Annotated in this window: 26 protein-coding genes and 1 tRNA gene; 12 read left to right on the forward strand and 15 right to left on the reverse strand. The window is 40.7% G+C overall.

Translation table 11 applies throughout. The features are described from left to right. The first annotated feature begins 62 nt into the window (after positions 1–62). Positions 63–1,007: a metallophosphoesterase gene (locus N6A79_RS09075; protein WP_268545683.1), complete on the forward strand. Its 945-nt coding sequence runs from the start codon at positions 63–65 to the stop codon at positions 1,005–1,007. Positions 1,008–1,087: 80 nt separating this feature from the next. Here the strand turns inward: N6A79_RS09075 and N6A79_RS09080 are convergent, their stop codons facing one another. Continuing rightward, positions 1,088–2,245 (reverse strand): DNA recombination protein RmuC, encoded by a 1,158-nt coding sequence (locus N6A79_RS09080; RefSeq protein ID WP_268545684.1) that lies wholly within the window; start codon positions 2,243–2,245, stop codon positions 1,088–1,090. A gap of 330 nt (positions 2,246–2,575) precedes the next feature. Between N6A79_RS09080 and def the strand changes: the two genes are divergently transcribed. From def to truA, 3 genes are read left to right on the forward strand one after another with little or no spacing between them, the layout of a single operon-like run. Then, entirely contained in the window at positions 2,576–3,100 is a 525-nt protein-coding gene (gene def / locus N6A79_RS09085; protein ID WP_268545685.1) for a peptide deformylase, read from the forward strand. Beyond that, the gene (gene fmt, locus N6A79_RS09090) at positions 3,100–4,023 is read left to right on the forward strand and encodes a methionyl-tRNA formyltransferase (protein ID WP_268545686.1); all 924 of its coding nucleotides are present in this window, start codon (positions 3,100–3,102) and stop codon (positions 4,021–4,023) included. Before def ends, fmt begins: the two co-directional genes overlap by 1 nt. Before the next feature lie 22 nt (positions 4,024–4,045). Beyond that, complete coding sequence (gene truA, locus N6A79_RS09095) at positions 4,046–4,789, forward strand: tRNA pseudouridine(38-40) synthase TruA (protein ID WP_268545687.1); 744 nt, start codon at positions 4,046–4,048, stop codon at positions 4,787–4,789. Positions 4,790–4,804: 15 nt separating this feature from the next. On the opposite strand, the gene N6A79_RS09100 is transcribed toward truA, so the two are convergent. Continuing rightward, complete coding sequence (locus N6A79_RS09100; protein WP_268545688.1) at positions 4,805–5,473, reverse strand: DarT1-associated NADAR antitoxin family protein; 669 nt, start codon at positions 5,471–5,473, stop codon at positions 4,805–4,807. 231 nt (positions 5,474–5,704) lie between these two features. On the opposite strand from N6A79_RS09100, the gene N6A79_RS09105 reads away from it, so the two are divergent. Further along, a complete protein-coding gene (locus N6A79_RS09105; protein ID WP_268545689.1) occupies positions 5,705–6,922 on the forward strand; it encodes a YeeE/YedE family protein in 1,218 nt (405 codons plus the stop codon). A gap of 82 nt (positions 6,923–7,004) precedes the next feature. Here N6A79_RS09105 and N6A79_RS09110 read toward each other — a convergent pair whose 3' ends face one another. Genes N6A79_RS09110 through N6A79_RS09135 form a run of 6 tightly spaced genes read right to left on the reverse strand, consistent with a single transcriptional unit; the run spans position 7,005 to position 13,268 of the window. After that, positions 7,005–7,991, reverse strand: coding sequence for a Rieske 2Fe-2S domain-containing protein (locus tag N6A79_RS09110; RefSeq protein ID WP_268545690.1), 987 nt, complete (start codon positions 7,989–7,991; stop codon positions 7,005–7,007). After that, entirely contained in the window at positions 7,988–9,058 is a 1,071-nt protein-coding gene (locus tag N6A79_RS09115) for a DUF3419 family protein (protein WP_268545691.1), read from the reverse strand. Before N6A79_RS09115 ends, N6A79_RS09110 begins: the two co-directional genes overlap by 4 nt. A 33-nt stretch (positions 9,059–9,091) precedes the next feature. Then, entirely contained in the window at positions 9,092–10,375 is a 1,284-nt protein-coding gene (locus tag N6A79_RS09120; protein WP_268545692.1) for a F390 synthetase-related protein, read from the reverse strand. Continuing rightward, positions 10,375–11,214, reverse strand: coding sequence for an MBL fold metallo-hydrolase (locus tag N6A79_RS09125; RefSeq protein ID WP_268545693.1), 840 nt, complete (start codon positions 11,212–11,214; stop codon positions 10,375–10,377). The genes N6A79_RS09120 and N6A79_RS09125 overlap by 1 nt, the downstream gene beginning before the upstream one ends. Beyond that, the gene (locus N6A79_RS09130) at positions 11,211–12,206 is read right to left on the reverse strand and encodes an NAD-dependent epimerase/dehydratase family protein (protein ID WP_268545694.1); all 996 of its coding nucleotides are present in this window, start codon (positions 12,204–12,206) and stop codon (positions 11,211–11,213) included. Before N6A79_RS09130 ends, N6A79_RS09125 begins: the two co-directional genes overlap by 4 nt. Positions 12,207–12,260: 54 nt before the next feature. Next, a complete protein-coding gene (locus tag N6A79_RS09135) occupies positions 12,261–13,268 on the reverse strand; it encodes a 3-oxoacyl-[acyl-carrier-protein] synthase III C-terminal domain-containing protein (RefSeq protein ID WP_268545695.1) in 1,008 nt (335 codons plus the stop codon). Between the two features lie 217 nt (positions 13,269–13,485). Here N6A79_RS09135 and N6A79_RS09140 point away from each other — a divergent pair, with 217 nt between their 5' ends. Together N6A79_RS09140 and N6A79_RS09145 are read left to right on the forward strand one after the other, a co-directional pair. Continuing rightward, positions 13,486–14,106: a LemA family protein gene (locus N6A79_RS09140; RefSeq protein ID WP_442784230.1), complete on the forward strand. Its 621-nt coding sequence runs from the start codon at positions 13,486–13,488 to the stop codon at positions 14,104–14,106. A gap of 14 nt (positions 14,107–14,120) precedes the next feature. Continuing rightward, complete coding sequence (locus N6A79_RS09145; RefSeq protein ID WP_268545696.1) at positions 14,121–15,026, forward strand: TPM domain-containing protein; 906 nt, start codon at positions 14,121–14,123, stop codon at positions 15,024–15,026. 33 nt (positions 15,027–15,059) lie between these two features. Here the strand turns inward: N6A79_RS09145 and N6A79_RS09150 are convergent, their stop codons facing one another. From N6A79_RS09150 to N6A79_RS09175, 6 genes are all read right to left on the reverse strand, one after another. Continuing rightward, positions 15,060–16,061 (reverse strand): ABC transporter ATP-binding protein, encoded by a 1,002-nt coding sequence (locus N6A79_RS09150; RefSeq protein WP_268545697.1) that lies wholly within the window; start codon positions 16,059–16,061, stop codon positions 15,060–15,062. 24 nt (positions 16,062–16,085) lie between these two features. Beyond that, a complete protein-coding gene (locus N6A79_RS09155) occupies positions 16,086–16,880 on the reverse strand; it encodes an ABC transporter permease (RefSeq protein WP_268545698.1) in 795 nt (264 codons plus the stop codon). Beyond that, entirely contained in the window at positions 16,880–17,692 is an 813-nt protein-coding gene (locus tag N6A79_RS09160; RefSeq protein WP_268545699.1) for an ABC transporter permease, read from the reverse strand. Before N6A79_RS09160 ends, N6A79_RS09155 begins: the two co-directional genes overlap by 1 nt. Then, the gene (locus N6A79_RS09165; RefSeq protein WP_268545700.1) at positions 17,693–18,490 is read right to left on the reverse strand and encodes an alkaline phosphatase family protein; all 798 of its coding nucleotides are present in this window, start codon (positions 18,488–18,490) and stop codon (positions 17,693–17,695) included. Between the two features lie 93 nt (positions 18,491–18,583). Next, the gene (locus N6A79_RS09170) at positions 18,584–19,645 is read right to left on the reverse strand and encodes an ABC transporter substrate-binding protein (protein ID WP_268545701.1); all 1,062 of its coding nucleotides are present in this window, start codon (positions 19,643–19,645) and stop codon (positions 18,584–18,586) included. Positions 19,646–19,855: 210 nt separating this feature from the next. Further along, positions 19,856–19,931 (reverse strand) — tRNA-Ala (locus tag N6A79_RS09175). Between the two features lie 362 nt (positions 19,932–20,293). Between N6A79_RS09175 and N6A79_RS09180 the strand changes: the two genes are divergently transcribed. The 4 genes from N6A79_RS09180 to N6A79_RS15850 all read left to right on the forward strand — a co-directional run bounded on the left by N6A79_RS09180 (position 20,294) and on the right by N6A79_RS15850 (position 23,164). Then, complete coding sequence (locus tag N6A79_RS09180; RefSeq protein WP_268545702.1) at positions 20,294–20,848, forward strand: hypothetical protein; 555 nt, start codon at positions 20,294–20,296, stop codon at positions 20,846–20,848. Between the two features lie 158 nt (positions 20,849–21,006). Beyond that, a complete protein-coding gene (locus N6A79_RS09185; protein ID WP_268545703.1) occupies positions 21,007–22,131 on the forward strand; it encodes an Mrp/NBP35 family ATP-binding protein in 1,125 nt (374 codons plus the stop codon). A 61-nt stretch (positions 22,132–22,192) separates the two neighbouring features. Continuing rightward, positions 22,193–22,381: a hypothetical protein gene (locus N6A79_RS09190; protein ID WP_182417341.1), complete on the forward strand. Its 189-nt coding sequence runs from the start codon at positions 22,193–22,195 to the stop codon at positions 22,379–22,381. 9 nt (positions 22,382–22,390) lie between these two features. Continuing rightward, a complete protein-coding gene (locus tag N6A79_RS15850) occupies positions 22,391–23,164 on the forward strand; it encodes a lytic transglycosylase domain-containing protein (RefSeq protein WP_315973308.1) in 774 nt (257 codons plus the stop codon). 76 nt (positions 23,165–23,240) lie between these two features. Here N6A79_RS15850 and N6A79_RS09200 read toward each other — a convergent pair whose 3' ends face one another. Then, positions 23,241–24,014: a transporter substrate-binding domain-containing protein gene (locus tag N6A79_RS09200; protein ID WP_268545704.1), complete on the reverse strand. Its 774-nt coding sequence runs from the start codon at positions 24,012–24,014 to the stop codon at positions 23,241–23,243. A 434-nt stretch (positions 24,015–24,448) separates the two neighbouring features. Between N6A79_RS09200 and N6A79_RS09205 the strand changes: the two genes are divergently transcribed. After that, entirely contained in the window at positions 24,449–25,498 is a 1,050-nt protein-coding gene (locus N6A79_RS09205) for an ornithine cyclodeaminase (RefSeq protein ID WP_268545705.1), read from the forward strand. Positions 25,499–25,577: the final 79 nt, after the last annotated feature.

Raw genomic sequence — 25,577 nt, forward strand, 5'->3', positions numbered from 1 at the left:
ATGAAACCTCAGCTTTTTAAAGAATGCACATTCAAAAATGTGCATTCAAGAGGGAAGATAAGATGATTAATCGGCGTAATCTTTTACAAACTATTTCAGCAGCGGCGGTTCTCGCCCCTTTCGCCAGTATTAAACCAGTAATTGCGGCAAACAAACAAGGGTCATTTTCTTTTGGCGTATTAACCGATCCACAATATGCGGCAATAGCCTCCAACGGCCAAACACGTTTTTATGCCAATAGCCTTTGGAAATTGGAAGAATGTATCAATCACTACAATAAAGAAGAGTTGGAATTTGTTATCACCCTTGGTGATATTATTGACCGCCATTATACCAGTTTTAACGATATTTTGCCAATTTATGACCGGTTAAAACATCCAAACTTCTTTGTCTTAGGCAATCATGATTATGATGTGGCAGGCGATTATATCAGGTCTATCTCCCGCACCCTTGGACTTACCAAAAACTATTATGATTTTAGTGGTGGTGGTTACCGTTTTATCGTCATTGATGGCAATGAAATTAGCCTATTTGCTCCACCTAAAGGCAATAAATACCTCAATATTCCTGATGATCCACGGTTAGAAATTGCTCAAAAGCGTTTAGACGCATTAAAAGCCAAAGGTGCTGATAATGCACAAATTTGGAATGGCTCATTATCTGACGAGCAGTTCCAATGGTTGGAAAATACGATACGAGCTGCGGAAAAAGCCAATGAACGCGTTGTCGTCTTTGGACATTACCCAATTTTTCCAGCCAATATGCATAATATGTGGGATAGCGAACGATTGCTTGATCTTTTAACCGCCCATAAAAATGTTATCGGCTATTTTTGTGGCCATAATCATCAAGGCAATTATGGCGAAAAAGGCGGCAAATATTTTGTTAATCTAAAAGGCATGGTGGAAACACCTGATACGACTGCTTATTCGATTTTTACCGTTCATGATGACCGCTTGGAAATTAAAGGTTTTGGCCGCGAAGAAAGCCGCACTTTAAAATATTAATGATAACTGCCAAGCGCATTGGCCAAGTCGCCAATTTGGAAAAGTCCTCAATGCGCTTGGCTTTCAGGCCTATTAATAAATTACAGTAAACTATCCGATGGCAAACCATCATCGGGCGGTTTATTATGCTTTATTTCACCCAGTTCCAAAGCCTCAATGCGGCTACCGCGCCGCAATAGTTTTGATGACGAAATAAGAATATCATCAACATCTTTTTCGGCCATTTGAAAATGACTTTGCAATTTGCGCACCCGTTCATCAAGGCGGTTAAGATCTTGCATCAATGCCCAAACCTCTGCCTGTATTAAATGAGCCTGCTCACGCATGCGCGCATCTTTTAAGACTTGCTGCACCACATCAATGGCTAGCAATAATAATGACGGCGACACAATAATAACGCGAGCACGATTGGCTTTTTCAACAATGCTTTCAAAATTTTCATGAATGGTTGCGAAGATTGATTCTGATGGCACAAACATAAAGGCTGTGTCTTGGGTTTCGCCACTAATGAGATATTTTTGCGAAATATCACGTATATGAACATCCATATCAGTGCGAAAACGTTGCTCGGCTCTTTGGCGAAGCTCATCGGTTGTTGCTTCACGCATCGCATTCCAAGCTTCCAACGGGAACTTTGCATCAATAACCAAATGAGGCGCAGCATTGGGCAAATAAATCACGCAATCAGGCCTTGTGCCATTAGATAAAGTTGCTTGAAATTTATAACTGGTTGGCGGTAATGCATCGGATATTATAGCTTCCATCCGCCCCTGACCAAAAGCACCGCGTGTTTGTTTATTGGATAAAATCGACTGCAATTCAACAACCTGCCCCGCAAGGCTTTGAATATTGTTTTGTGCACGATCAATAACCGCAAGCCGCTCTTGCAAACGCACCAGATTTTCATGGGTTGTGCGGGTTTGTTGACCAATAGACTGCCCTAAATGCTGACTTAAACCATCTAAACGTTCGCCAATTGCATGGTTAAGTTCGGCTTGGCGTGTTCCAAACAACTCCGCCATGGTTTGCATGCGCCCTTGCATTTCCGCTTGGGCTTGCAGCAATGCATTGATATGATAATCATTATGGCGCGCGCGCTCATCGGCCTCAATCTCAATACTTAATTTTTGTCGTAGATTAAGCCTAGAGACGATAATTGCGATAATGATGACACCAATAAGCACACTGCCAAGCCCAAACATCGCCAGTTCACTTGAGGAAAAATTGCTGATTGGCATGGAGTACCAGTCTTTCAAATTGTAAAATACGAATCAAATTGTGTAACAATATTAAATAAAACAGAAACAAAAATCGATCAAAACATGAACATAGTATTTTAATTATTGTTGACAGACTTGATAACAGCTAATATCTGCTCAATCTTTACACTTGCAACATGTTGGGGTAAATTCGCCAAACTTTATATTCTGTCCATTTTTAAATTTAAGTGGCAGACTATATGGATTGCACTTAATTATTCATCTTTTTCATTTGGTTTTACGCAAAATCAAATGCGCTCACTTTAAAACATATAAAATTGCTTATTTGCAGTTGGTTAGCTGAAGGCCATGTCTATAAAACCGATTATTATTTTGCCCGATCCAATTTTGCGGGAAATATCAAAACCAGTTGAAAACATTAATGACGCGTTACGCCAACTTGCTGATGATATGCTTGAAACCATGTATGCAGCGCCAGGCATTGGGCTTGCGGCTATACAAATTGCTGAGCCTATACGCCTTTTAGTCATGGATGTTGCTGATAAAGACCAGCCTAAGGCACCAATGGTGATGTTTAATCCTAAAGTCATTTGGTCCTCGGATGAGCGTAATACTTATGAAGAAGGTTGCCTTTCCATTCCTGATTATTATGCCGAAGTGGAACGCCCAAAAATGGTGCGCGTTACCTATATTGATCTTGATGGCAAGGCACAAGAAATTGCTGCGGATGATCTTTTAGCCACCTGTGTCCAACATGAAATAGACCATTTAGATGGTAAGCTTTTTATCGACCATTTATCACGTATCAAGCGCGAGATGGTGGTAAAGAAATTTAAAAAGCGGGCAAAAGAACAGGGCGAAAAGGTATTATAATGCGGCTATGTTTTATGGGCACACCCGATTTTTCGGTGACGATTCTTGATGCTTTGGTCAAAGCTGGCCATGAAATTGTTGCAGTTTATAGCCAACCGCCGCGCCCAGCCGGTCGCCGTGGGCTTGAATTTACGCCATCCCCCGTACAAAATCGCGCGGAAGTTTTAGGGCTTCCGGTCTTTACGCCAAAAAGCTTGAAATCTCAAGAAGAGCAACAAAAATTTGCGGCCTTAAACTTGGATGCCGCGATAGTGGTTGCCTATGGTCTTTTATTACCCAAAGCTATTTTGGATGCGCCACGTCTTGGCTGCTATAATGGCCATGCGTCCCTTTTACCGCGTTGGCGAGGTGCTGCCCCAATTCAACGTGCGATTATGGCCGGCGACAGCGAAACTGGCATGATGATTATGAAAATGGATGAGGGGTTGGATACTGGACCTGTTGCCCTAACGCAATCGATTACCATTGGCGAGGAAATGACTGCAGGACAATTGCATGATGCATTATCGCAAATAGGTGCAGACTTAATGGTGAAAGCCATGGACTTGCTAGGTAAAGGTGAACTCCCCCTCACCCAACAAAGCAATGATGGCATCACTTACGCACAAAAAATCAGCAAGCAAGAAACCCGTATTGATTGGGCGCAGCCAGCACGCAGCGTACAAAAGCAAATTTGTGGCCTTGCGCCTTTTCCAGGTAGCTGGTGCGAAATGGATATTGGTGGCCGTGTTGAGCGCGTAAAAATTCTTGGTGCTAAACTTGGTGAAAAAGCGCTAGGTGAAACCGCAAGCTTTGATCGCCAAGATTGCTCGGTTCAATGCCAAGATGGCAAAGTTATTTTGACAAGATTGCAAAAAGCTGGTGGTAAACCATTAAATAGTGATGAATTTTTGCGCGGCAATGTTGTAACAAGCATCATTTAACTAATAAAAATAGGATTGTGATTTGCCTCGCTATAAGCTTTTAATTGAATATGATGGCACGCCTTACGCTGGTTGGCAAAGGCAGGATAATCTTGCAAGTGTCCAAGGGGCAATTGAAAGCGCTATTTTTAAATTTACAGGCGAAAATCCAACCATTACGACAGCAGGACGTACCGATGCAGGAGTGCATGCTTTAGGACAAATCGCTCATGTTGATTTGACAAAAGAATGGCGCATTGACACGGTGCGTGATGCTTGTAATGCCCATCTCATTCAAAATCGCGACACGGTATCAATCCTTGCTGTTGAGCTTGTTGATGAAGAGTTTAATGCACGGTTTTCAGCTTTAAAGCGCCATTATCATTATCGTATTTTAAATCGCCGCTCCCATACCGCTCTTGATGCCATGCGCGTTTGGTGGGTGCCAAAACCACTTGACAGTGGTAAAATGCATGAGGCAGCGCAAAGGCTTTTAGGAAGGCATGATTTTACCACTTTTCGCTCGACCCAATGTCAAGCCAAAAGTCCTATTCGAACCCTTGATCGATTAGATGTGATCCGCAATGGCGACTATATTGATATTTATGCCAGTGCGCGTGCCTTTTTGCACAATCAGATAAGATCTTTTGCCGGCACCTTAATGGATGTTGGCACATTGCGGTTTACCGCTGATGATGTTGAGGCAGCTTTACTTGCTAAGGACAGGCAACGCTGCGGTGTTGTTGCCCCACCCCATGGGCTTTATTTAACTGGTGTTGATTACTGATAATTTTTGTCACCGTTAAGCATAAAGATTAGATGCTTTTGAAAAGCCAATTGGATCAGACAAAAAATCATCAATCTTGTCATTGCTATAAAGTGAAATACTCAAAGCTAATGTTCGTGCCTGACAACTAAATGATTTTTTAGGATTAAATTCAATATCGCTAAATGCATCATAATTATTATTAACGAAATTGTCTTTTAGCGCAGCATTATTCTCTTCGGTAAATAGTATTTTGGTGTAAAGCCAATCATAAAAAAGACTGGTTGGATTTAGGGGATAATCTTTACCATCATAGCTAAATTTTATCACTTTTCCTGATGTTTTTAGTCGCGGATCTTTTTTAGCCTCTCGCGGTGTTACACTCATTAGGTCTTTAAACTGAATATCTCCTTCAAAGACTTTGCTGCTTTGAAAAAGATTTTCAACTGCAATCCCCTTATCATTGCACAAGGAAAAAGCGCTTAAATCCAATCCGATAGCTTCATCTGACTTGCTTGATGCTTCCAAAACAGACTTTATACCAGCCTCACCTGCTTTTTCATGCAGGCTGGCAATAGAGCGCTTTCTAACCGCGCTACTCATACCCATATGCCAATCAAAAGTAATTTCCTTGGTTATAACCGCAGGACTATTTCTATTAGGAATAAAAATCGGCCGCGTTGCTGAACCAATATTTTTTTGCATGACAAATCCTACTATCAAATCTATTGGAAGTTTTAATACTGAGAATAGTCCGTTTTTTTGCTTTAATGTAAATATTTTTGCAATGGAGTGCATTTTATAGATACATGGCGTAAAGTCTATTCATTTGTAAGCAAAATACTTATTTCATTATTAACAATTTAAAAAATCAATACTCGACAACTACATGCGATATGCCTAAAAGAGCTTCATTATCAAATGAAAGGAACTGCCATGTACACGGTCGTGTCTGGTCAGACAAAAAAGCTGTCAGCTTATCTGACTTTTTCTAAAATCATCTCAATTCTATTTCTCCTTTTAGGTGCCGCTTTTATCGCCCTTACCTATGGTTGGCGACAAGGCCTATTATTATTAGTGGGCGGTGCACTCGGCATTACACTTTATCATGCAGCCTTTGGCTTCACCTCCGCATGGCGGGTTTTTATCCGCGATAGACGTGGGCGCGGGTTAAGAGTGCAAATGCTTATGCTTGCCATTGCTGTTTGCTTATTTTTTCCAACTCTTGCAGGTGGAAGCTTTTTTGGCAATCCCGTTGTTGGAATAAGTGCACCGTTAAGCCTTGCGGTTATTATCGGCGCATTTATGTTTGGCATCGGCATGCAGCTTGGCGGCGGCTGTGCCTCTGGCGTTCTCTTTACCGCAGGCGGCGGGAGTGCCCGCATGTTGGTTGTATTGTTTTTCTTTGTATTGGGGGCACTTATTTCCACTGCCCATGCGCCTTTTTGGAATGCGGTTCCTGCTCTTAAAGCAGTTTCGTTACTCACAAGCTTTGGCCTTTGGGCTGGCATGACAATTTCGCTTGCTTTGTTTGCTATAATATCGCTTTTGACCCTATGGGTGGAAAAGCGAAAATATGGCACAGTTGAAAAAGAAAAGCCTTCTAACAGCCACGGATTTTTACGATTTTTACGCGGTCCTTGGCCGCTTATATGGGGGGCAATTGCCCTTGCCTTACTCAATTATGTAACGCTTATTGTTTCTGGCAGGCCATGGACGGTTGCTGGTGCTTTTCCTATATGGGGCGCAAAAATTGCTACTATGTTGGGTGTTGATGTTGGCTCATGGGCTTTTTGGCAAAATCCAAGCAATGCAAAAAAACTAACTTCAAGTATTTTTACCAATGTGCAAACCGTCATGGATTTTGGCATTATTGTTGGCGCAATGTTAGCTGCAACCCTTGCAGGGCGGTTTAAACCAACCCTAAAAATGTCTTTTGGATCTTTTTGTGCGGCTATCATTGGCGGTTTATTGCTGGGCTATGGCGCAAGAATTGCCTATGGTTGTAATATTGGCGCTTATTTTTCTGGCATTGCCTCGGGCAGCTTACATGGTTGGCTATGGCTAATTGCAGCTTTTTTTGGCAATATTGTTGGCGTTTATGCCCGCCCATTATTTGGACTTGAGGCTAAGGCTGTGGCACAAAGCTGCTAATTTAGTTTCATCCGCAATGCAAAAAAACGAGTACTTTTCTTGATAGTTAAGTGCTCGTTTTAAAATTCTTTAAATTACCGTTTTATATTAATAACGTCATTTGATCTTCTGGCAAATTAATCAGCTCGTTTGGCGTTTCAATGATGCGGTCAATCATTGGACGAAAAAGATCGAGTGGTGATTTTGCATAAGGCGGATTGCCAGCAAGATGGCGATTATTGGTTGCGTCTTTCATAATGTCTTGATCTTGTGAAATGACTTTACGCATAATCGGTATGAGAAATAATCCTTTAAGATAGCCAAGACCATGCTGTTTGGGACCACGAAAGACAGCAAAGCCCTTATATTGATTATCAATTTCGCGGCTAAAATAAGCGGTTAAACACAAGCTTAAACCTTGCTTGCCATAATATTCAAGGCTTACCGTGCCGGGTAATTCAAAACGATTAATGGCATGGCTACGCTCTGGTTCTAATAGACGGGACAAAAAGCCATTTTGCTTTTCTTCACCTTGATGGCGAATAATCAAAACACTGTTTTCAACGCTTGCGGTAAATGTTACCGAATTTTTGCTTGCATTGGATCCGCGCACGATACCCTTATGGACAAAAAGTGTATGGATGGGATCAAGGACATTTTCCACCACATCCGCTAAATTTGAAATGGCATCATTTTCCATAATATATTGGGCATAGGGTTGATCGTCCCAAATAATTTCAGGCAAATTACCGGCGCTTTCTTCATCTTGGGTAATGAAGATAAGCCCATTATGCTCTTTAGCGGTAAAATTGCGTAAAAAACGGCGTGGTAATTCACCATCATAAAGCGGCACTTCTTTGCACGCACCTTTTTTATCAAAGCGCCAACCATGATAGGGGCATTCCACCGTATTATCGACAACGCGCCCTTTTGATAGTGATGCACCGCGATGCGGACACATATCTTTTAAACAGCCAATACCATCCTTGCTGCGAAACAACACTAACGCCTCGCCCTCAAACATAATACGGACGGGCTTTTTCTTTAACTTATCGGCTATATAAACGGCATGCCAAAAATGTTTTGTCATAATAGGCTCCCAATAGTTCCAACTCGGATATCATAAATAATGGCGCGATCTTGACGGGTAAGCTCGCATGATAATTCTTCATTTATGTGTATGTTTTCAAAGGGTAGTGGCAATGGATTAAGCAAAATGCGCTCACAAAATATGGCATCTTTACTCGCGCTGCTAATTACACCTTGCCAACAAGCCTTATAGGTCTTTAATGTGCAATAAGAGCCAAAATCAGAAATTGAAAAGCCATCGATTAACCCCAAATCCAATTCTGGCAATTGATGAAGTCCACCATTTACAATTTTCATTTTTGGTAAATTATCGCGCAATGATTGATAGCGATCTTTCGCCATATGATAGGGTAAACCTTGGTTAACATCATGATACCCACGCAACATTAACGAGGCAAAATCACTATCGCGAAAGAAAAATTCGCTTGCACTATTTTGCAATTTTTGTGCAAGTTGTTTTTCTACCTCTTCACGTGATGGAATAAATGCACCGCCTGGTTCACCAATAATATGGGTCCAAATAAAGCGGTGGGATAAAAATTTAACGCCGCTGCGCCAAATACCTTGGTTAAATTCGCGGTTCCATATCGCTTGCTGTTCTTCCAGCGTTGTTGCGGCAAATAAAGCATTAACTGCCTTACCTTTCATAACGCGCAATGTTTTTGCGGTAAAATTCAAGACTTTTTCCCAGAGCCCACAATACCAAATACCATTTTTAATGAGTTTGGTATTTTTATCCCAATAGTCGCGTGCTTCAGCCGTTAATTCACCTCGCAATAAATGATAAGTATTAAGGCGATTTTTAGCGGGTAAAAGCCCGATAAAGCTTAAATACTCATCATATTCCAAGGTTTTAATTGCTAGCATTTTAAGCATAAGCATGGCATTTTGGGCAAAACTTAAATCAAGAGCAATGACTTCTTGTGCATTGGTGAAAAGCATATCAAGCGGTCGTGTACCTGAACCTGTCAAGCATAAAAGACTTTGAGATACATCTTGCAGCGCTTGTAGCTCGCTTTGTCCATCCTCATTTGAGGAGGAAAAATTGAGGTTGTTAAAAAAACTCATATCATCCCCACTATTTCAATAGTAATGCTATATTTATTTGTGATGTCGATTTTGGTTGATAATGCGCCGCAACTTCCCCTTTGGCGGCGGCGTTAAAACTTGTTGTTCGATAATAAATGTTTGTGAAATATTAAATCTGTCCAATAGGTTTTCAAAAGCAAGGTTCAGATTTATTAGGCTTTGCGCATCAATATGGGGCGGCAAAGTTATGACAATTGCGCCGTCTTTGCGGTAAACAAGCCTAAAATCTTCGATTTGTTTTGATGCATCAAGAATAGAGTTGCGCATAATATCTGGTGTTAAAGTAACAAGCCGCCCATCACGTGCGCGCAGTTTAAAAACATCATCCATACGGCCAACAACTTCGCTAATGCGCCGCATGGGTGAACCACAAGGGCATGGTCTTTCATCAAGGCGCAAAACATCATTCATGCGATAACGGGCCATAATTTGTGTGCTGCGAATAAAATCTGTGATGATTGGCGTAACCAAGCCATCATCACTAACCGCTTCGCACTCAAAATGCATGCTGTCTTCGCAAAGATGAAGATTGCCATGCTCGCACGGCGTTGCCAATAAGCCTTCCGATGCCATATAGATTTCTTGGCACTTAACACCAAAGGCGTTGTCAATAATTTTACGGTCACATGGATCTAACACTTCTGCACCGCTAAAGACGCGTTTTAGCGGCAGCTTTAAGCCATTTTCAACCAAAAAACGTAAAAGATGCGGCGGTGCAATTAATGTATCAGGGGCATAGGCCGCCAATTTGTCGGCGACACTTTCCAAGCCATCATTTAAGTTAAAAAACTGCAATTGTAACCGCCATAAATGATTGGCTGATTGATAAATTGGTGTCGCGGTGGGTAAGGCAACTGCAATTTTTGCGCCTTGGCATGGATATTGGGGTAACAGCTTTGCAAGAATAGTGCCAAGCCAAATATATTTTTCACGCTCGCTAATAATATAAAGGCTGCGATTGCCACTCGTGCCGGTACTCATACCAATGGTGTAATTTTTCGGCTGATCATTATCATGCAATTTTTGCCGCAACTCATCGCCGCTAATTTCGAGGCGATTGAAATCGGCAAAATTATCCATCATGATTTTTTTGTCGATAATCGGTAAATCCTCTAAAGCCCTAAAATTTTTGTCCTTATAAAAACCAACCTTACCAATATCTTTGCTAATTAAACGCGCTAGATTTTTGTTTTGCCATTTCGTTAATTGCTCTTCTGTCTTAAGTGCCTTTTTTAACTTTAAAACCTGATAAAAGCTTTGCAACGCAAACCGTTTGGTAAATAAATGCTCAAACATCACGCTTCCCCTTTTTCAACATAGTGATGAGTTAATGCGGGATTAGAACCGTCATAGGAGTTGGTTGAGGGATCATGGCACAAAACAAGGTTATAGCCTTGTTGAATAAAATCCTTGACGATTGCATGACTTTGCTGAGCCTCATTGCAATTAAAACTCACCATGCGCATGGCAAGGCTTTGCCTTTGATCTTGTAAATTACAAGCCAACCAATCAACATCAACCGCATAAAGCAAAGGTGGTGATAATTTTGGCCATAAAAGCCCAAAATGGCCAATATCATGCCCGGGCAAAGGCAAGGCAAGCAACGAGCCATCACCCAAAATATCATAGGTTTGATGGTTGTTGATCGTAATGATCTCGCAGTCTTCGATAAAACAAAGTCGCTCTTCAAAATCATCCGGCAATAATTCACTAAAGTGGCCATGGCGCCATTGGCTGAAATTTGACGCTCGTTTAAATTGCTCAAATCCTATACGGCTCGCCAAAAACCGTGAATTTGGAAAATCCTTGACGGCAGCAATATGATCGGCATGAAAATGCGTTAAAATAACAAGGCTAATATCACTTTGCAGCTGACTTAAAACTGTTTCACATAGTCCTAACGCATGAAGCTTAGGGCGCAAAAGAGCATTGTAAAGTTTTAATGGAAATGTGCGGCGCTTACCCTGAGTAACTCGGTGGCTATAACCGGTATCAATAACAATATTGTCATGATTTTCTGTTTCATATAGTCCCCAACGCACGCAAAAATGTTGTTTTTTAAAACCACCATGGCGTGCGACCATGCCTTTCGAGGCGCTGACCCATGCGCTATTAAAAAAACGAGGCGCCTTCATTGTAAGCCCCCATTATGATGAAATGTTTTATCCAATCCTTCCGCAAAATAAATTTGCGGTTCAAAGCCTAAAATTTGTTGTGCTTGTTTGATGGATAAGGTTTGTGAATAGGCAAAAACGCCAAGGCTGTAACTGGTCAATAAGGGTTCAGTATTGGGTAAAAAACTACGGTGAAATTGCTCCATCATGTAAATTAAAGGTCTTGCAACTGCTAGCGGTGTCTTTTTCCAACGCACATTGCAATCTAGCCTTTTTGCCGCTTCATTAACGATTTTGGTGATGGGCAAAGCCTCTTTACCTGCAATATTAAATATATTTTGTGGCAATTGCCGTGGTGCTAAAAGGCTTGCCCAAATAGCGCGAGCAACATCTTCCACATGGGTAAGATTGGTAACAGCTACACCATTGCGTAATAATGGCAATGGTCGCCTTTGTGCAGCCTTGATTAAGCGTGGCAACAATGCTGTATCACCCGCGCCATAAATCGCTCTTGGTCGCAAAATAATTGGTGACAAATCGGCATAGCTAAGAGTTAAACGCTCAGCCTTTACCTTTGATGCCGCGTAATCATTGATCGGCTTTGGTAACGATTTATTTTCATCAACATCAAGCTGATCTGCCCATGTAAAGTAAATGCTTGGCGATGATATGAAAATGAAACGGCCTATAGCACAGGATTGAGCTATTTTTAATAAATTCTCGGTCACCTCGACATTGGCACGATAAAAATCTTCTCGCCTCCCCCAAAGCGATGAAAGGGCAGCAGCATGGACAAGACCATCAATGGTTTCATTTTGTAACCTTTGGTGCAATTCTTGCATATCTTGCAGGTTTTCAAGATTAATTGGCCAGAAAGTACAACCTAGCTGGGTTAATAGTTCGCCGCGCTTTAAATTGCGCCCAATTGCGATCACATCGCATTTTTTGTCGCGTAATAAGCGGCAGGTTTCAAGCCCAAGAAAGCCTGTTGCTCCTGTAACAATAACACGCATGGTTCCCTCGCTCACATAATCTTAATGATAAATGAAATAGTCTAGGGTCAGGACCTAAAATTTTAACAAAATACCGCCGATTGATAGGCCTGCAGATGTTCCAATCAGTAAGACCTTGCTACCTTTTTTGATTAATCCATTTTCAAGCCCATGGTGAAAGGCAATTGGAATCGAGGCAGAGATTTGATTGCCGTGATTGGCCAAAATATTGATGAATTTGGCATTTTTAAATGGCGCCATTTTTATGATATGGGCAAGACCTAAGGGGCTTGCTTGATGAGGCACCACAACGTCAATATCATCGGCATGCCAACCGGCTTTTTCTAATAGATCAGAGATAAAGCGGTTAAAATGATCACGAACTTGGCGAAAAACAGCTTTGCCTTGCATTCGGAAAAATACATTTTCATTAAAGCCGCTATTTTTATCTTGCGGATTAAAGCGCGTGCCACCAGCTCCCAATTGACAATGCTCATAACCTTCGGGCCAAGTTGCCATTAACGCCGCACTAATGCCTTGGCTTGCATCCTCTGAACTGATTACCACCATTGCCGCTGCACCGTCGCCAAATAACGCTGCCGTTTCAGCATCATCATGCCAAGGTAAAGCCATTGAAGCAATTTCTGATGAAACAATAAGAATAGTTTTATAACGTTTGCTATTTAAAAAACATGCAGCCATATCGAGGGCGGTTACAAAACTAAGGCAGGTTGAGTTGACGTCAAAGGCGGCGGCTTGACCACTTTTAATATTTAGCCCGCGCATAATAAGCGGCGCCGTTGCAGGTATTGACTGATAGCCAACGGCAGACGCAAAAAGAATAAGGTCTATATCTAATAAAGAAATATTACTTTGTTCAATTGCATTTTTTGCAGCTTTTACGCCAAGGCTAATTTGATCCTCACCATTAGAGCGAACGGGACGCGAGATCACCCCGACTTTTTTCTCAAGCGTCCCGCCGCCTACACCGAGCTGCTGCTCGATTTTTTGTGTGCTAATTGAAATCTGCGGTAAGCACGTTCCAACCCCTAAAATTTTTAATGGTAATGTCACCTTTTCCATATCCCCACCCGTACGCAGTATAACTTCACAATTAATAATGAACAATGTTCAAATAAAAGTCAATGATATTTTTTGGACAATGTTCATTTTTTTTAATTATAATTTTAAAAATCTACTAAAAGATATAATTATCAACATCATAAATAATTGCTTTTCAATTACTCTAGCGAAATGTTAAAAGGTTAGTGTTCTTAATCAAAAACACGGAGCTATATCAATGCGGGATAATAATCCTACCCCATCATCTTTTGGTCTAACAAAAATAATCCTGCTTATTTTAGTAGCCTTAGCTGTTTGGAGTTTATTTAGCTTCAATACGATTCCTTCTAATGAGGAAAAAGCCAAAGCAGCTTGGAGTGAAGTATTAAACCAATATCAGCGCCGCAGTGATCTTATTCCTAATCTTGTGCAAACAGTTAAAGGCTATGCCAGCCACGAGCAATCAACCCTTAATAGCGTTATTGAAGCCCGTGCTAAAGCAACCCAAACCACCATCAATGTTGATAGTCTAAATAATCCTGAAGCTATGCAGCAATTTTTGAAAAATCAAACAAACCTTACTGGTGCACTATCACGCCTAATGGCAATTAGCGAACAATATCCAGATTTGAAAGCCAATCAAAACTTTCTTGCCTTGCAGTCACAATTAGAGGGCACCGAAAACCGAATTGCAGTCGCAAGACGCGACTATATTGAAGCGGTTAGGATCAATAATACAGCTTTAAAAACAATGCCAACAATAATATGGACATGGATTTGGTACCGCGATGCAAAACCATTGCCAAGCTTTACCATTGATCCTGTAGCTCAACAGGTACCAAAGGTTGAGTTCAATTGATAAAGGTAGGCTCATTGATAAAAAGCCTTTTCTATGCATTAGTGGCACCATCCATTATGGTGGTGCGCGCTTTTATATGGACATTACTTGTCTATTTGTCGTGTTTATCTTTGAGTGCCTATAATGCGGTATTTGCACAAACCAACTTTCCACAATTAAGTGATCGTATTGTTGATAATGCCCATCTGCTTAACCAAGATACGATTAATCAGCTTTCACGCTTACTTGTTCAGCAAGAACAAAAATCCGGCGACCAAATTGTTATAGCAACCCTGCCAAACCTTGATGGCCGCGATATTGAAAGCTATAGTAATGCATTATTTCGTTATTGGAAACTTGGGCAAAAAGATCAAAATAATGGCGTTCTCTTTCTAATTGCTCCTAATGATCGCGCCGTCCGGATCGAAGTTGGTTATGGCTTAGAAGGTGTTTTGACCGATGCCGCGGCAAGCGTCATTATCAACACTATTGTTTTGCCTAAATTTAGAGCCAATAACTATCAGCAGGGAATTATTGACGGCACTACAGCGATTATCACAGTAATAAATGGTGAAGAAAGTGAATTATTAAGCCGCATTCGCGAAAATGAAGCACGGATAAAAAACGAAAAGTCTATTGAAGCTCGTAATAACTTCATCATTATAACCATTATTGCGCTGTGTTTTCTGGTTTTCATTGTGTTGCCGATGCTTGCATCTATATTCGGTACACAAGTCGGCCCCAAAAGATATCGCTGGCTTGGAATTGTATTTTTCCTTTGGTATCAGGGATTATTAGAAGGCGGAGGACCAGGCAATGGCAGAGGTCCTGGCGGCTTTGGTGGTGGCGGTTTTGGCGGTGGACGCGGTGAATCTAGAGGCGGCCGCTTTAGAGGCGGTGGCGGCTCATCAGGCGGTGGCGGTGCATCTGGTCGTTGGTAGTCGCCTGCTAAGTTAAGCCATCACCGCACTTCATCATTGAATATTATGTAGATCACTTAAACGACAAGAAAGCGTCATATCGCTACCCTTTTGCGGCGGTTGCAAATCATATTGGTTGATTTTGTCATAACGCAGTTCTAAATCCTGATAGCGAATATTTACCCGCAGAAACTGGCCGATAATTTGGCAATCCTCAACCTTGCCGGTAAAGCTCAAAGCTGCATCAGCAATTTCACCTTCGATAAAATTGGCAGGGTGGATAATATAAGCCCCACTGCCCTTTTGCGCAGCTTCACCGCTAATATAATTAGGCGGAATAATATTGGCATCCCCCAAAAAGCTCGCGACAAACATATTTTGCGGCCGATAAAAAATGTCTTTAGCGCTACCTGTCTGTGCAATTTTGCCCTTATCTAGCACTGAAATATAGTCACCTAGCATTAACGCCTCATCCTGATCATGGGTGACAAGAATTGCGGTGACACCAAGCTGCATTTGCAGATTTTTAAGTTCAAATTGTAATTTTCGCCGGATTTGCGCATCAAGTGCCGATAAGGGTTCGTCTAGCAACAATATTTTAGGCTCCAAGATAACCGCACGGGCTAAGGCAACCCGCTGCCGTTGCCCACCCGACAAATTGGCAGGTAAACGATCCGCAAATTCGGTTAATGCCACCATATCAAGCATTTTATCAACGCGGCTGTTAATATCTGCCTTGCTTAACTTTTTTTGCGCTAGGCCAAAACTCAAATTTTTACGCACACTCATATTGGGAAATAGCGCATATTGTTGAAAAACCATGGCCAATTCGCGCTCGCTTGGTGGCAATTGATCTATTTGACGTGATGCCATCAAAATGCGCCCCTTTGCCACCTGATGCAAACCAGCGATACAGCGCAACAAGGTGGTTTTACCACAACCTGACGGCCCTAAAAGCACATGAAATTCGCCTTGAGCAATTGACAGTGATATGCCATCAAGAATGGTTTTATCGCCATAATTTGCCTCAAGATTTTCAATCACCAAACCGGTCATTTTAAACTTTCCTAATTTCTCTACCTAGTTCTGGCTTTTTGCAAGACGCGCGTTTAAAGCCAGCGTTAAGATAGTCATCACCAATAAAAATATGAGATAAATAAAGACAATAGTGCTAGCAAAGCGTCCTGTTTCATTGCGGTGCGCATAGATATAAATTTGCAAAGTTTCAAACTGGCCGCCCACCAACAAATTGGCATAAACAAACTCGCCAATTAAAATGCTAAAATTTAACAATATAGCCAGCAATAAGGCGGGCGTTAGTAGCGGTATAACAACCCGCATTAAAATAGTTTCATCCTTTGCACCAATAAGGCGGCCAGCATCAAGCAAATCATCAATTGCCATGCCATTAAGGCTATTTTTTAAAGCAATATAAAGCATGGGAAAACAAATAGGCACATAAGCAAAAATCAATATCCAGATTGTACCATTAATCTGCAATGGTGGTACTGAAAAAATCTTTAAATAGCCAACCACCAAAACCACACTTGGAATAGCATAGGGCAAGACAATTAAACGTGCCATCCATTTATCAAGACTTGGCCAATAAATATGACCTACCAAAATAGCAGGCACAATAAGCAAAACGGCTAAAGCAATAGCGCAAATGGCAACAAACACGCTGCGCAAAAATGCCATTTGAAAGCGCGTATCCGTGAGTACATCAACAATTGTTGCCAGAGTAAAACCGCGTGGTAAAAAGCTATTTGACCAATCAACCGCGAAAGCATTGATTATAATTGCCAAAAACGGCAAAGCCATTAGCAGTGCAAAAACTATTAACAAAATGCGGGCAATAAAGGATTGTTTCATCATTACCTCTTTTTGCCAATTAGTTGATTAACCGCAATGGGAACAAGAAGCACAATGAGCAAACAGATTGATAAGGCATTGGCAAGACCGGGATTGGCAAAAACATCGCCTGCCACCAACTCACCAATACGAACGGTGACAATGCGGGCATTGGTACCAACCAGCGCATAGGCGGTTGCATAAGTGCCCATGGCATTGGCAAAAAGCAAAATGCTTACCGCGACCAATTGCCTAAAAATAATTGGTAAACCAATAAACCACCAAAATTTTTGTCTTGTTGTACCGATTAAAAAAGCCGCTTCTTCAATATCTTTTGGCAAGGCAACAACAACAGGTAAAAGCAAAACAATTGCTAAAGATATTTGAAAAAAGCAATAAGTTAAAACAAGACCGGAAAAGCTATAAATATTAAGTTCACTTATAATGCCCATATCAATTAAAATTTTAGTTAAGACACCATTTGCACCAAGCAAAATGACAAAAGCCATGACCGATGGAACGCCGGCAAAATTAGAACCCAAATTTGCAAAAGCAGTGGCAAAACGCGTAGACAAATAAGAGCCTGCCCGCAAAATAATACAAATCGGAATGGCAAAAACCATGCCGATAAAGCTTGTAAGCAAGGATAATTCAATGGTTGCAATAAAGGAATTAATATAAAATTTGCTGGTTAAAATTTTTTGGTAATAAAAAAGAAAATCACCAATATAATTAAACGAGCCAATAAATACACTTACCAAGGGAGCGGCAATGATAAAGCCTAAAAAAACAAGCCAAGGCAAGGCATAGAGCCGCATATATTTTGCACTTTTCATTTAGACTAATTTTCCGCTAAAGGGTGTGAGACTTGCAACATCTACACCTAAGACAGCACAGCAAAGCGCCGCAATTTCTGTTTGGCGTAACGCCTCCACACTCATATCAAAACCAAACCAATAAAACGGTACTTCAGATTCACTTGGTAATGGTCCACTATGGTTGCCATCATCGCCCATTCCATGATCGGCGGTGACAATAACTTTATAGCCTTGCTCTAGCCAATTGGGCATATATTGCGCCAAAAGATCACCGGCCTTACGAGCTGTATTGCGATAAGTAACCGAATTACCACCACTTTTATGACCTGCGTCATCAATATTCATAGGATGCAATAATAAAAAGTCCGGCGCAAAGCGATCTATCAGGTTTTGCGAATCTGCAAATAAATGACTATCGGGATAGCTGTCATCCCAATAAAACATACCGTAATTAATGTCTTTAGTTTGATCAATCAAAATGCGATCTTTTTTATTATCAAATGGTGCATTGATATAAAGCTCACTCACCCAATAATAGGCAGCTGCGGCAGTGGTTAAATTAGATTTACGACAAAGCGCAAAAATATTATCGCCATTAGACCTGCGAACAATTGCATTACTTACCACGCCATGATCAGCAGGGCTGCGACCAGTTAATAAGGTTTCATATAAGGGGCGTGACATTGCAGGTAATTCACATCGCAATTTTGTAACATTGCCGCGCTTTAAGTCAATTAATCCTTCCAAATAGCCTAAACATTCGCGCGCTGTATCATAACGCAGACCATCTAGCACAACCAAAATTAGCTTGGACATAACGCACCTTTAAATAGCGTAATTGAAAAAATACGCCTTTGCCGAGCTATTAATTACTCGGCAAAAGCTTAATTTAATTGAGTTAACCGCGCATTACATTTCAGAAAGCACGTTTTCTTGCCAAAGTTGAGTAATGGTTGGTGCTGTGTTTTTCCAAATTTCTGAGTTAATAACGCGTGCAGCCTTATATTGTTCGGAAGGTAAAACACGGTTTGCAACATCTTGCGGCAAAGTAATATGATCAATGCGAATTGGACGTGCATAACCACGAGCAAGATTAATCTGCCCCTCATCCGAGAAGATATATTCACGCGTTAATTTTGCAGCATTTGGATTTTTGGCAAATTTATTAATAACTGTGGTATAACCAGAAATAACTGATGCATCCGATGGAATGAGCACGGTATATTTTCCACCGCCCACAGCATCACGGTAATTAAGCGCGTTAAAATCCCAAATAGCTGCGACTTCAATTTCTCCGCGTTCAAGATTGGCGGGAGAAACCGAATTAGACCGCAAGCGCCCTTCTTTAGCAAGCTTGGCAAAAAGCTCGATACCGGGTTGCAAATTTTCTTCACTTCCCCCCATAGCAATAGCAGCAGCTAAGATTGACGCATTTTCTTGCGCCCCGCTACCTGGCTTAGCGATGGAAAATTTGAAATTACCGTTTTTTAGCTCTTCCCAGCTTTTGGGTGGGTTTGGCAAATCGCTCTTGATAATGAAAGCAATGGTACCTGTATAAGCGAGCGCCCAATTACCATCCTTATCCTTAGCCCAATCAGGAATTTGCTCCCAAGTGGTTGGCTTATAAGGCTGGACAAGATCACGAGCAACCGCAATCGGACCAAATTCTAAACCCACATCACCAATATCAGCTGATGCATTAGATTTTTCATTTTCAAACTTGGAAAGCTCTTCAGCTGAACTCATATCCGTATCAAAATGGCTAAGGCCATATTTTACTTCTAAGTCCTCCCAAGTACCTTTCCAATTGGCCCAGCTATCAGGCATACCAACGGAATTAACCGTACCTTCCTTTTTAGCAGCATCGACCAGCGCAGAAATATCTGCGGCAAAAAGCGTGTGGCAAGAAAAAAGAAGCGCTGTTGCACCCATTGATAAATGAGCAAGAGTTTTTAAAAAACGGTTCTGCATTTACAACCTCGAATAAAAGCAACTAGATTCCCCATCAAAAGGGCTTGCCTATTCGGTTTTCATAATTGGGTTGCAAAAAATTGACATTTAGATGACAGTTTTATGAAATGCTTGTAATCAAGACTTTTGCAGGCAAATAATGGTAAAGTTTAAACAAACAAGATTGCAGCGCATGCACAATAAAAAGAATTCTATTAAAATTGAGAAATTTGGTGGAGCTAAGCGGGATCGAACCGCTGACCTCCTGCATGCCATGCAGGCGCTCTCCCAGCTGAGCTATAGCCCCATAATCAATGTGCATGACTTTTATAAAGTTGCCTTTTGATTTGGTAGAAGCTGTAAATTAACTTCGTGAGCGGTTCATTAAAGATAGATTCCACAAAGATCAAGCAAAAAATTGATATTTTACCAATATTTTTTACATAAGCACAAATTGCATGAGTTTTTGGAAAAAATCCGCCTATTGGCATAAATTTTACTTAACCTTCTCATATTAACAAGCATCTTCACAAAATAAGGATAATTTTATAAAAATGCACTTTTAAATCTAGAATGTATACAAATCTACTTTTTTGACAAATTGTGCTAACATACTTTTAAAATTTAATCTTATATCGATTTAGCGCTGCCCGAACAAAAGGATAAATCATGACCGAAGAAAAAATTTCAATCCATGTTAGGGGCTTAGGTGTAGAAGACAGAGAAAAAAAATTACGATTTGATGCAAAAAAACATTATCAAAAATACGTTTCAAAAAAAATAAAGCTCATTATACAACTTCTAGTTTTTATACCCGCTATTGTTATCATTGGCTTAATATTTTCAAAAGAACTTGGCGTCAGCAAAATCCCTTATACAATTGAATCTTCTATTATTTATTTTCTATTTGGCATTAATATAGGTATTTTATTATATTCAATGGCATGTAAAGCTGCAGCTAACTGCCAATACAAAAATTTCTATGCAGATAATCCAGAGGCACAAAATGGCTACCAACTTATTCTTGATAAAACACAATTACAGATAAAATCTGACTGGAACACTACAATTACTAACTATAATCAAATTAGCGAATGCATCAAGCTCACTGATGAAATTTGGTTGATAAATTTTAGAAATCAAACATTCATTTGGATATATATTAACGAACTCGGCGATGAAGAAACGACGAAACAGGTAAAACAGTGGCTTGGAATTGCGTAAAACAAATATTTAATACCCAATAGAGTTAAATTCAAAAGACATTTAACAATGTTTAATGAAAAGCCTTGCCACTCAGGAAACGTTTCCATATATCCTAGTACACAAATGGCTAAACAAGCCCTAAAACTTTAATACTCATTTTCAATTGGAAAAATATCATGTCCGCACTCAACCAAGACATTGTTCTTTCACATTTACGCGCCGTTAAAGGGCCCGATTTTGAAAGTGATATTGTAAGCCTTGGCTTGGTATCCGAAATTTTTATTGCTGATAAAAAAGTATTTTTCTCAATCAATGTACCGGCTAACCGTGCAGAAGAGTTGGAACCCTTACGGCTTGCCGCTGAAAAAACCGTTTTAGCGATTGACGGGGTAAAATCAGCAATTGTTACCCTAACAGCTGAAAAGCGTGCGGGCGACCATTCGGGCGAAGTAAAACGCCCAACTAAGCCAATTGTGCAAAAATCCACACCTGCGAGTAGCCACCCCCATAAAAGTTCTGATATTCCGCCGCGCACCCCCATCCCCGGCGTTAAACACGTTATTGCCGTTGCATCTGGCAAGGGCGGCGTTGGCAAGTCCACAACCGCGATTAACTTAGCCCTTGCATTAATGGAACAAGGATTAAATGTCGGAATTATGGATGGCGACATTTATGGTCCATCATTACCGCGTTTGACCGCAATATATGACAAGCCAGAAGCGGTTGAAGGTAAAAAATTGTTACCGCTTGAAAAATATAATTTAAAATTAATGTCGATGGGATTTCTTGTTAGTGAAGATACACCAATGGTTTGGCGTGGACCAATGGTCATGTCTGCTATCACCCAAATGCTGCGCGATGTGCTATGGGCACCCCTTGATGTATTGGTTGTTGATATGCCGCCAGGCACTGGTGACGCCCAACTTACCCTTGCCCAACAAGTGCAATTATCAGGTGCGGTTATTGTATCAACTCCGCAAGACCTTGCACTAATTGATGCGCGTAAGGGTATTGAAATGTTTAGTAAAGTAGGAATTCCTATTTTAGGAGTCATTGAAAATATGAGTTATTTTATAGCGCCCGACACTGGTAAACGATATGATATTTTCGGCCATGGCGGTGCAAGACAAGAAGCTGAAAAACGCAAATTGACATTCCTTGGCGAAATTCCGCTAGATCCCGACATTCGTGTCAGCGGTGATGATGGCAAACCAATTATTTTGGCAAGCCCAAATGGTGCTCATGCAGCAGCTTATCGTAACATTGCGGAAACCATATCTGCGAAACTTCAGCTTACATAGCTTTTCATTTCAAAAAAAATGTGCTAGTGAGGCATATTGTCAATTTTTATGGGTGTCGTTTATGGCTCTGGAAGATATCAAGGCAGAGATAGCAATATTGCTTCAAGATATGGTGAATCAACCTCAAGATAAGCACCAATTAGCCGAGCAATTGCAAGAAAAGCTAAATATCATGAAGGCTGAAGGCCTACCCCTTCCTGAAGATCTAGTAGCTCTTGAAGAAGAGCTTGCAAATGGAAAAAGGAACTAGGGTTAAGCCATGAAGACTAGCATCAAAACTTTTTTACCAGTTGCTTTTATTTTATCTGCTGCAGCACTTACAGGCTGTAATTCTGTTGATAAAACACTTACAAGTTCAATTACTCCACAAGCGATTGCAGCAAATTCAGTATCTCCCAAAGCGGTTTCTCGTCTTGGAACCAGTATGACACCATTAGGCTACAGCCAATTTAACCTTGTACGGTTAGATGAGCAATATCGCCAAATTGAGCAATCAAAGCAAAAAACATCATTGCTTGGTTACAGCAAGATTGAAACATCATCAAATGCAGCAAGCGCTGTTTTGACTACGCCAAAGGTAACAAGAGTTAACACGGCAAATCTTGGTCCACGGGTTAAAACCACTTATCACCTGCCTAATGCAACTGCTGAGGTTGAGCAGTTGATTGGTCAATATGCCAGTGCCTACAATGTTCCTGAGCGCCTTGTTCGCCGGGTTGTTTTACGTGAAAGTGGCGGCAATCCACAAGCAAGAAATGGCCCTTACTGGGGCTTGATGCAGATTTCACACCCAACGGCACAAAGCATGGGCTATAGTGGTCATGCACAGGGTCTTTTAGACGCTGAGACCAATCTGCGTTATGCAGTAAAATATCTTGCCGGTGCTTATCTTGTTGCGGACGGTGATGAGTCACGCGCTGTACGTCTTTATGCACGTGGTTTTTATTATGATGCCAAAGCAAAAGGCGTATTAGAGCATACTGGTTTACGCCCTGGCCCATTATCCATTGCAACAGCTTATAGCGCGCAATAATTTTAAAAGTTTGCATTTTAAAGCCCCCTTTATGTTCTCATAAAGGGGGCTTTTTTATGGGCTAAATTAACTTTAACTATTCACTTTGCCACTCTTTAGCAAAGCCTTTATATTCGCCATTATTTTTGGTAATGTGCAGCCATTGATCGACATAGTTTTTCCAAACAATATCATTTCTTGGTAGCATATAGCCCTTTTCGGCAAAGGTAAGTTGCTGCTCAGGATTTACTGGACAAAGGGTTGGATAAAAGCGCTTTTGATACAAAATTTCCGAAATATCAGTAATCATGACATCGGCTTTATTATCAACAAGGTTTTGGAAAATAATATTATTGTCATGGAAAAGTTCAAGCTGTGCTTTTGGCATATATTTGCGAACATATTTTTCATTTGTGCCACCGGCTGGCTCAATCGCACGTACATGCGGCTGATTTAACTGCTCAACACTTGCGTATTTTTCAACCTCCTCGCATCGCACAAAGGGTACTTTGCCATCAACACCAAGAGCATCAGAAAAAGCAACCTTTTGTTGGCGTTCTAATGAAATGGAAATGCCACCCATGGCGATATCACATTTACCGGCTAAAAAATCAGGCATGAGCTCTTTCCAAGTGGTGGGAACAAATACCACCTTGGCATCAAGACTTGCTGCCAATGAGCGTGCCATATCAACATCAATACCCGTATAATCCCCATCTTCTTTTAAAAATGTATAGGGTTTATAATCACCTGTTGTGCACACACGCAGAGTCTTATTTTCCAATACATGATCAAGGTGAGATGGACTTTCTGCCCATGCAGACAATGGACACAAAGCAGATGCAAGTAATATTAATAATATTTTTTTCAAGGAAACCTCCTTTTTGCCGCACTTTTTAAAATAAAAGAAGCCATAATTACCATAACAATATTTATTGGCAATGTGATTTCATTTTCTAAATATCGATTTATAATCTTCCAACTGCAAATAAAATGAAAACTACCAATAATTTTACTAATCCACTCAAAAAAACTATTTACATAAATTTGGCACTTTTTTGCGATTTTGCACAAATTGACTGTTAAATTTTATAATTTTATGCGTAGTATTTATAATAATTTGATATTTTTTACTAATATTTTTTATTTTATAAAAGAAGGGAAATTGATTACGACGAATGTTTTGCTAAGGGATTTCTCGTAAAGACCAAATTGGAGATTTTGCAAAACATAAGCGCCAATACCAGTAATAACACTGGCACTAAAAGATCAATAATTGGGTTTATTAAGTATCGAGGAGCTATAATGAACAAAACAACCCCTTCTACCAAAGCACTTGTTCCTTTTGTAAGCGTTGACCATATGATGCAGTTGGTACATCACATTGGAATCGAAACATTTCTAATAGAGTTATGCGCTGTAATTGAAGAGGACTTTAAACGCTGGGAAATTTTCGATAAAACTCCACGCATTGCAAGCCATTCGGATGAAGGTGTTATTGAGCTCATGCCTACCTCTGATGGCGATATTTATGGTTTTAAATATGTCAATGGCCACCCTAAAAATACCAAGGAAGGCTTACAAACTGTAACTGGTTTTGGTTTGCTTGCTGATGTTGCAACTGGTTATCCGGTTCTTTTCACTGAAATGACCCTTTTAACAGCGTTACGCACTGCTGCAACTTCAGCTCTTGCAACACGCTACCTTGCGCCAAAAGACGCTAAAACACTGGCGATGATTGGCAATGGTGCGCAGTCAGAGTTTCAGGCTCTTGCTCTTAAAGCAATTTGCGGCATTGAAAATATTCATCTTTATGATATTGACCCCTTGGCCACTCAAAAAGCATTTAACAATTTGAAAAATAGCGGACTAAATATCATTGCCTGTGATAGCGCCCAAAAGGCAATCGAAGGCGCGGAAGTTATCACTACCTGCACGGCTGATAAGCAATATGCGACAATTCTAACTGATAATATGGTGGGTGAAGGCATTCACATTAACGCTATTGGCGGCGATTGTCCGGGTAAAACTGAATTGCATAAGGATATATTGCTGCGGGCTGATACATTTGTCGAATATCCGCCACAAACTCGTATTGAAGGTGAAATTCAACAAATGCCGGCAGACTACCCCGTAACTGAATTATGGCAAGTCCTAACCGGCCAAGCAAAAGGCCGCACAGATAAACGCCAAATTACACTTTTTGATAGTGTTGGCTTTGCAATTGAAGATTTTTCAGCACTTCGCTACATCCATACTAAAATCAAGGATACAGAATTTTTTGAAGAACTTGATATTCTTGCAGATCCAGATGATCCACGTGATCTATTTGGCATGTTACAACGCGCCCATTAGCAACTGAATATTGAATGAAATACGGCCTTGTAACCTAAAAGCATAAATAAACTTAACATGGTTATAAGGCCTTAAACTT

Origin of the sequence: Bartonella sp. HY761 (assembly GCF_026743145.1) — a bacterium.
Taxonomy (GTDB): domain Bacteria; phylum Pseudomonadota; class Alphaproteobacteria; order Rhizobiales; family Rhizobiaceae; genus HY038.

Coding starts and splice junctions, on each gene's coding strand:
- N6A79_RS09075 (WP_268545683.1), top strand. CDS start 63: ATGATTAATCGGCGTAATCTTTTACAAACTATTTCAGCAGCGGCGGTT.
- N6A79_RS09080 (WP_268545684.1), bottom strand. CDS start 2,245: ATGCCAATCAGCAATTTTTCCTCAAGTGAACTGGCGATGTTTGGGCTT.
- def (WP_268545685.1), top strand. CDS start 2,576: ATGTCTATAAAACCGATTATTATTTTGCCCGATCCAATTTTGCGGGAA.
- fmt (WP_268545686.1), top strand. CDS start 3,100: ATGCGGCTATGTTTTATGGGCACACCCGATTTTTCGGTGACGATTCTT.
- N6A79_RS09100 (WP_268545688.1), bottom strand. CDS start 5,473: ATGCAAAAAAATATTGGTTCAGCAACGCGGCCGATTTTTATTCCTAAT.
- N6A79_RS09105 (WP_268545689.1), top strand. CDS start 5,705: ATGTACACGGTCGTGTCTGGTCAGACAAAAAAGCTGTCAGCTTATCTG.
- N6A79_RS09110 (WP_268545690.1), bottom strand. CDS start 7,991: ATGACAAAACATTTTTGGCATGCCGTTTATATAGCCGATAAGTTAAAG.
- N6A79_RS09115 (WP_268545691.1), bottom strand. CDS start 9,058: ATGAGTTTTTTTAACAACCTCAATTTTTCCTCCTCAAATGAGGATGGA.
- N6A79_RS09120 (WP_268545692.1), bottom strand. CDS start 10,375: ATGTTTGAGCATTTATTTACCAAACGGTTTGCGTTGCAAAGCTTTTAT.
- N6A79_RS09125 (WP_268545693.1), bottom strand. CDS start 11,214: ATGAAGGCGCCTCGTTTTTTTAATAGCGCATGGGTCAGCGCCTCGAAA.
- N6A79_RS09130 (WP_268545694.1), bottom strand. CDS start 12,206: ATGCGTGTTATTGTTACAGGAGCAACAGGCTTTCTTGGGCTTGAAACC.
- N6A79_RS09135 (WP_268545695.1), bottom strand. CDS start 13,268: ATGGAAAAGGTGACATTACCATTAAAAATTTTAGGGGTTGGAACGTGC.
- N6A79_RS09140 (WP_442784230.1), top strand. CDS start 13,486: ATGCGGGATAATAATCCTACCCCATCATCTTTTGGTCTAACAAAAATA.
- N6A79_RS09150 (WP_268545697.1), bottom strand. CDS start 16,061: ATGACCGGTTTGGTGATTGAAAATCTTGAGGCAAATTATGGCGATAAA.
- N6A79_RS09155 (WP_268545698.1), bottom strand. CDS start 16,880: ATGATGAAACAATCCTTTATTGCCCGCATTTTGTTAATAGTTTTTGCA.
- N6A79_RS09160 (WP_268545699.1), bottom strand. CDS start 17,692: ATGAAAAGTGCAAAATATATGCGGCTCTATGCCTTGCCTTGGCTTGTT.
- N6A79_RS09165 (WP_268545700.1), bottom strand. CDS start 18,490: ATGTCCAAGCTAATTTTGGTTGTGCTAGATGGTCTGCGTTATGATACA.
- N6A79_RS09170 (WP_268545701.1), bottom strand. CDS start 19,645: ATGCAGAACCGTTTTTTAAAAACTCTTGCTCATTTATCAATGGGTGCA.
- N6A79_RS09180 (WP_268545702.1), top strand. CDS start 20,294: ATGACCGAAGAAAAAATTTCAATCCATGTTAGGGGCTTAGGTGTAGAA.
- N6A79_RS09185 (WP_268545703.1), top strand. CDS start 21,007: ATGTCCGCACTCAACCAAGACATTGTTCTTTCACATTTACGCGCCGTT.
- N6A79_RS09190 (WP_182417341.1), top strand. CDS start 22,193: ATGGCTCTGGAAGATATCAAGGCAGAGATAGCAATATTGCTTCAAGAT.
- N6A79_RS15850 (WP_315973308.1), top strand. CDS start 22,391: ATGAAGACTAGCATCAAAACTTTTTTACCAGTTGCTTTTATTTTATCT.
- N6A79_RS09205 (WP_268545705.1), top strand. CDS start 24,449: ATGAACAAAACAACCCCTTCTACCAAAGCACTTGTTCCTTTTGTAAGC.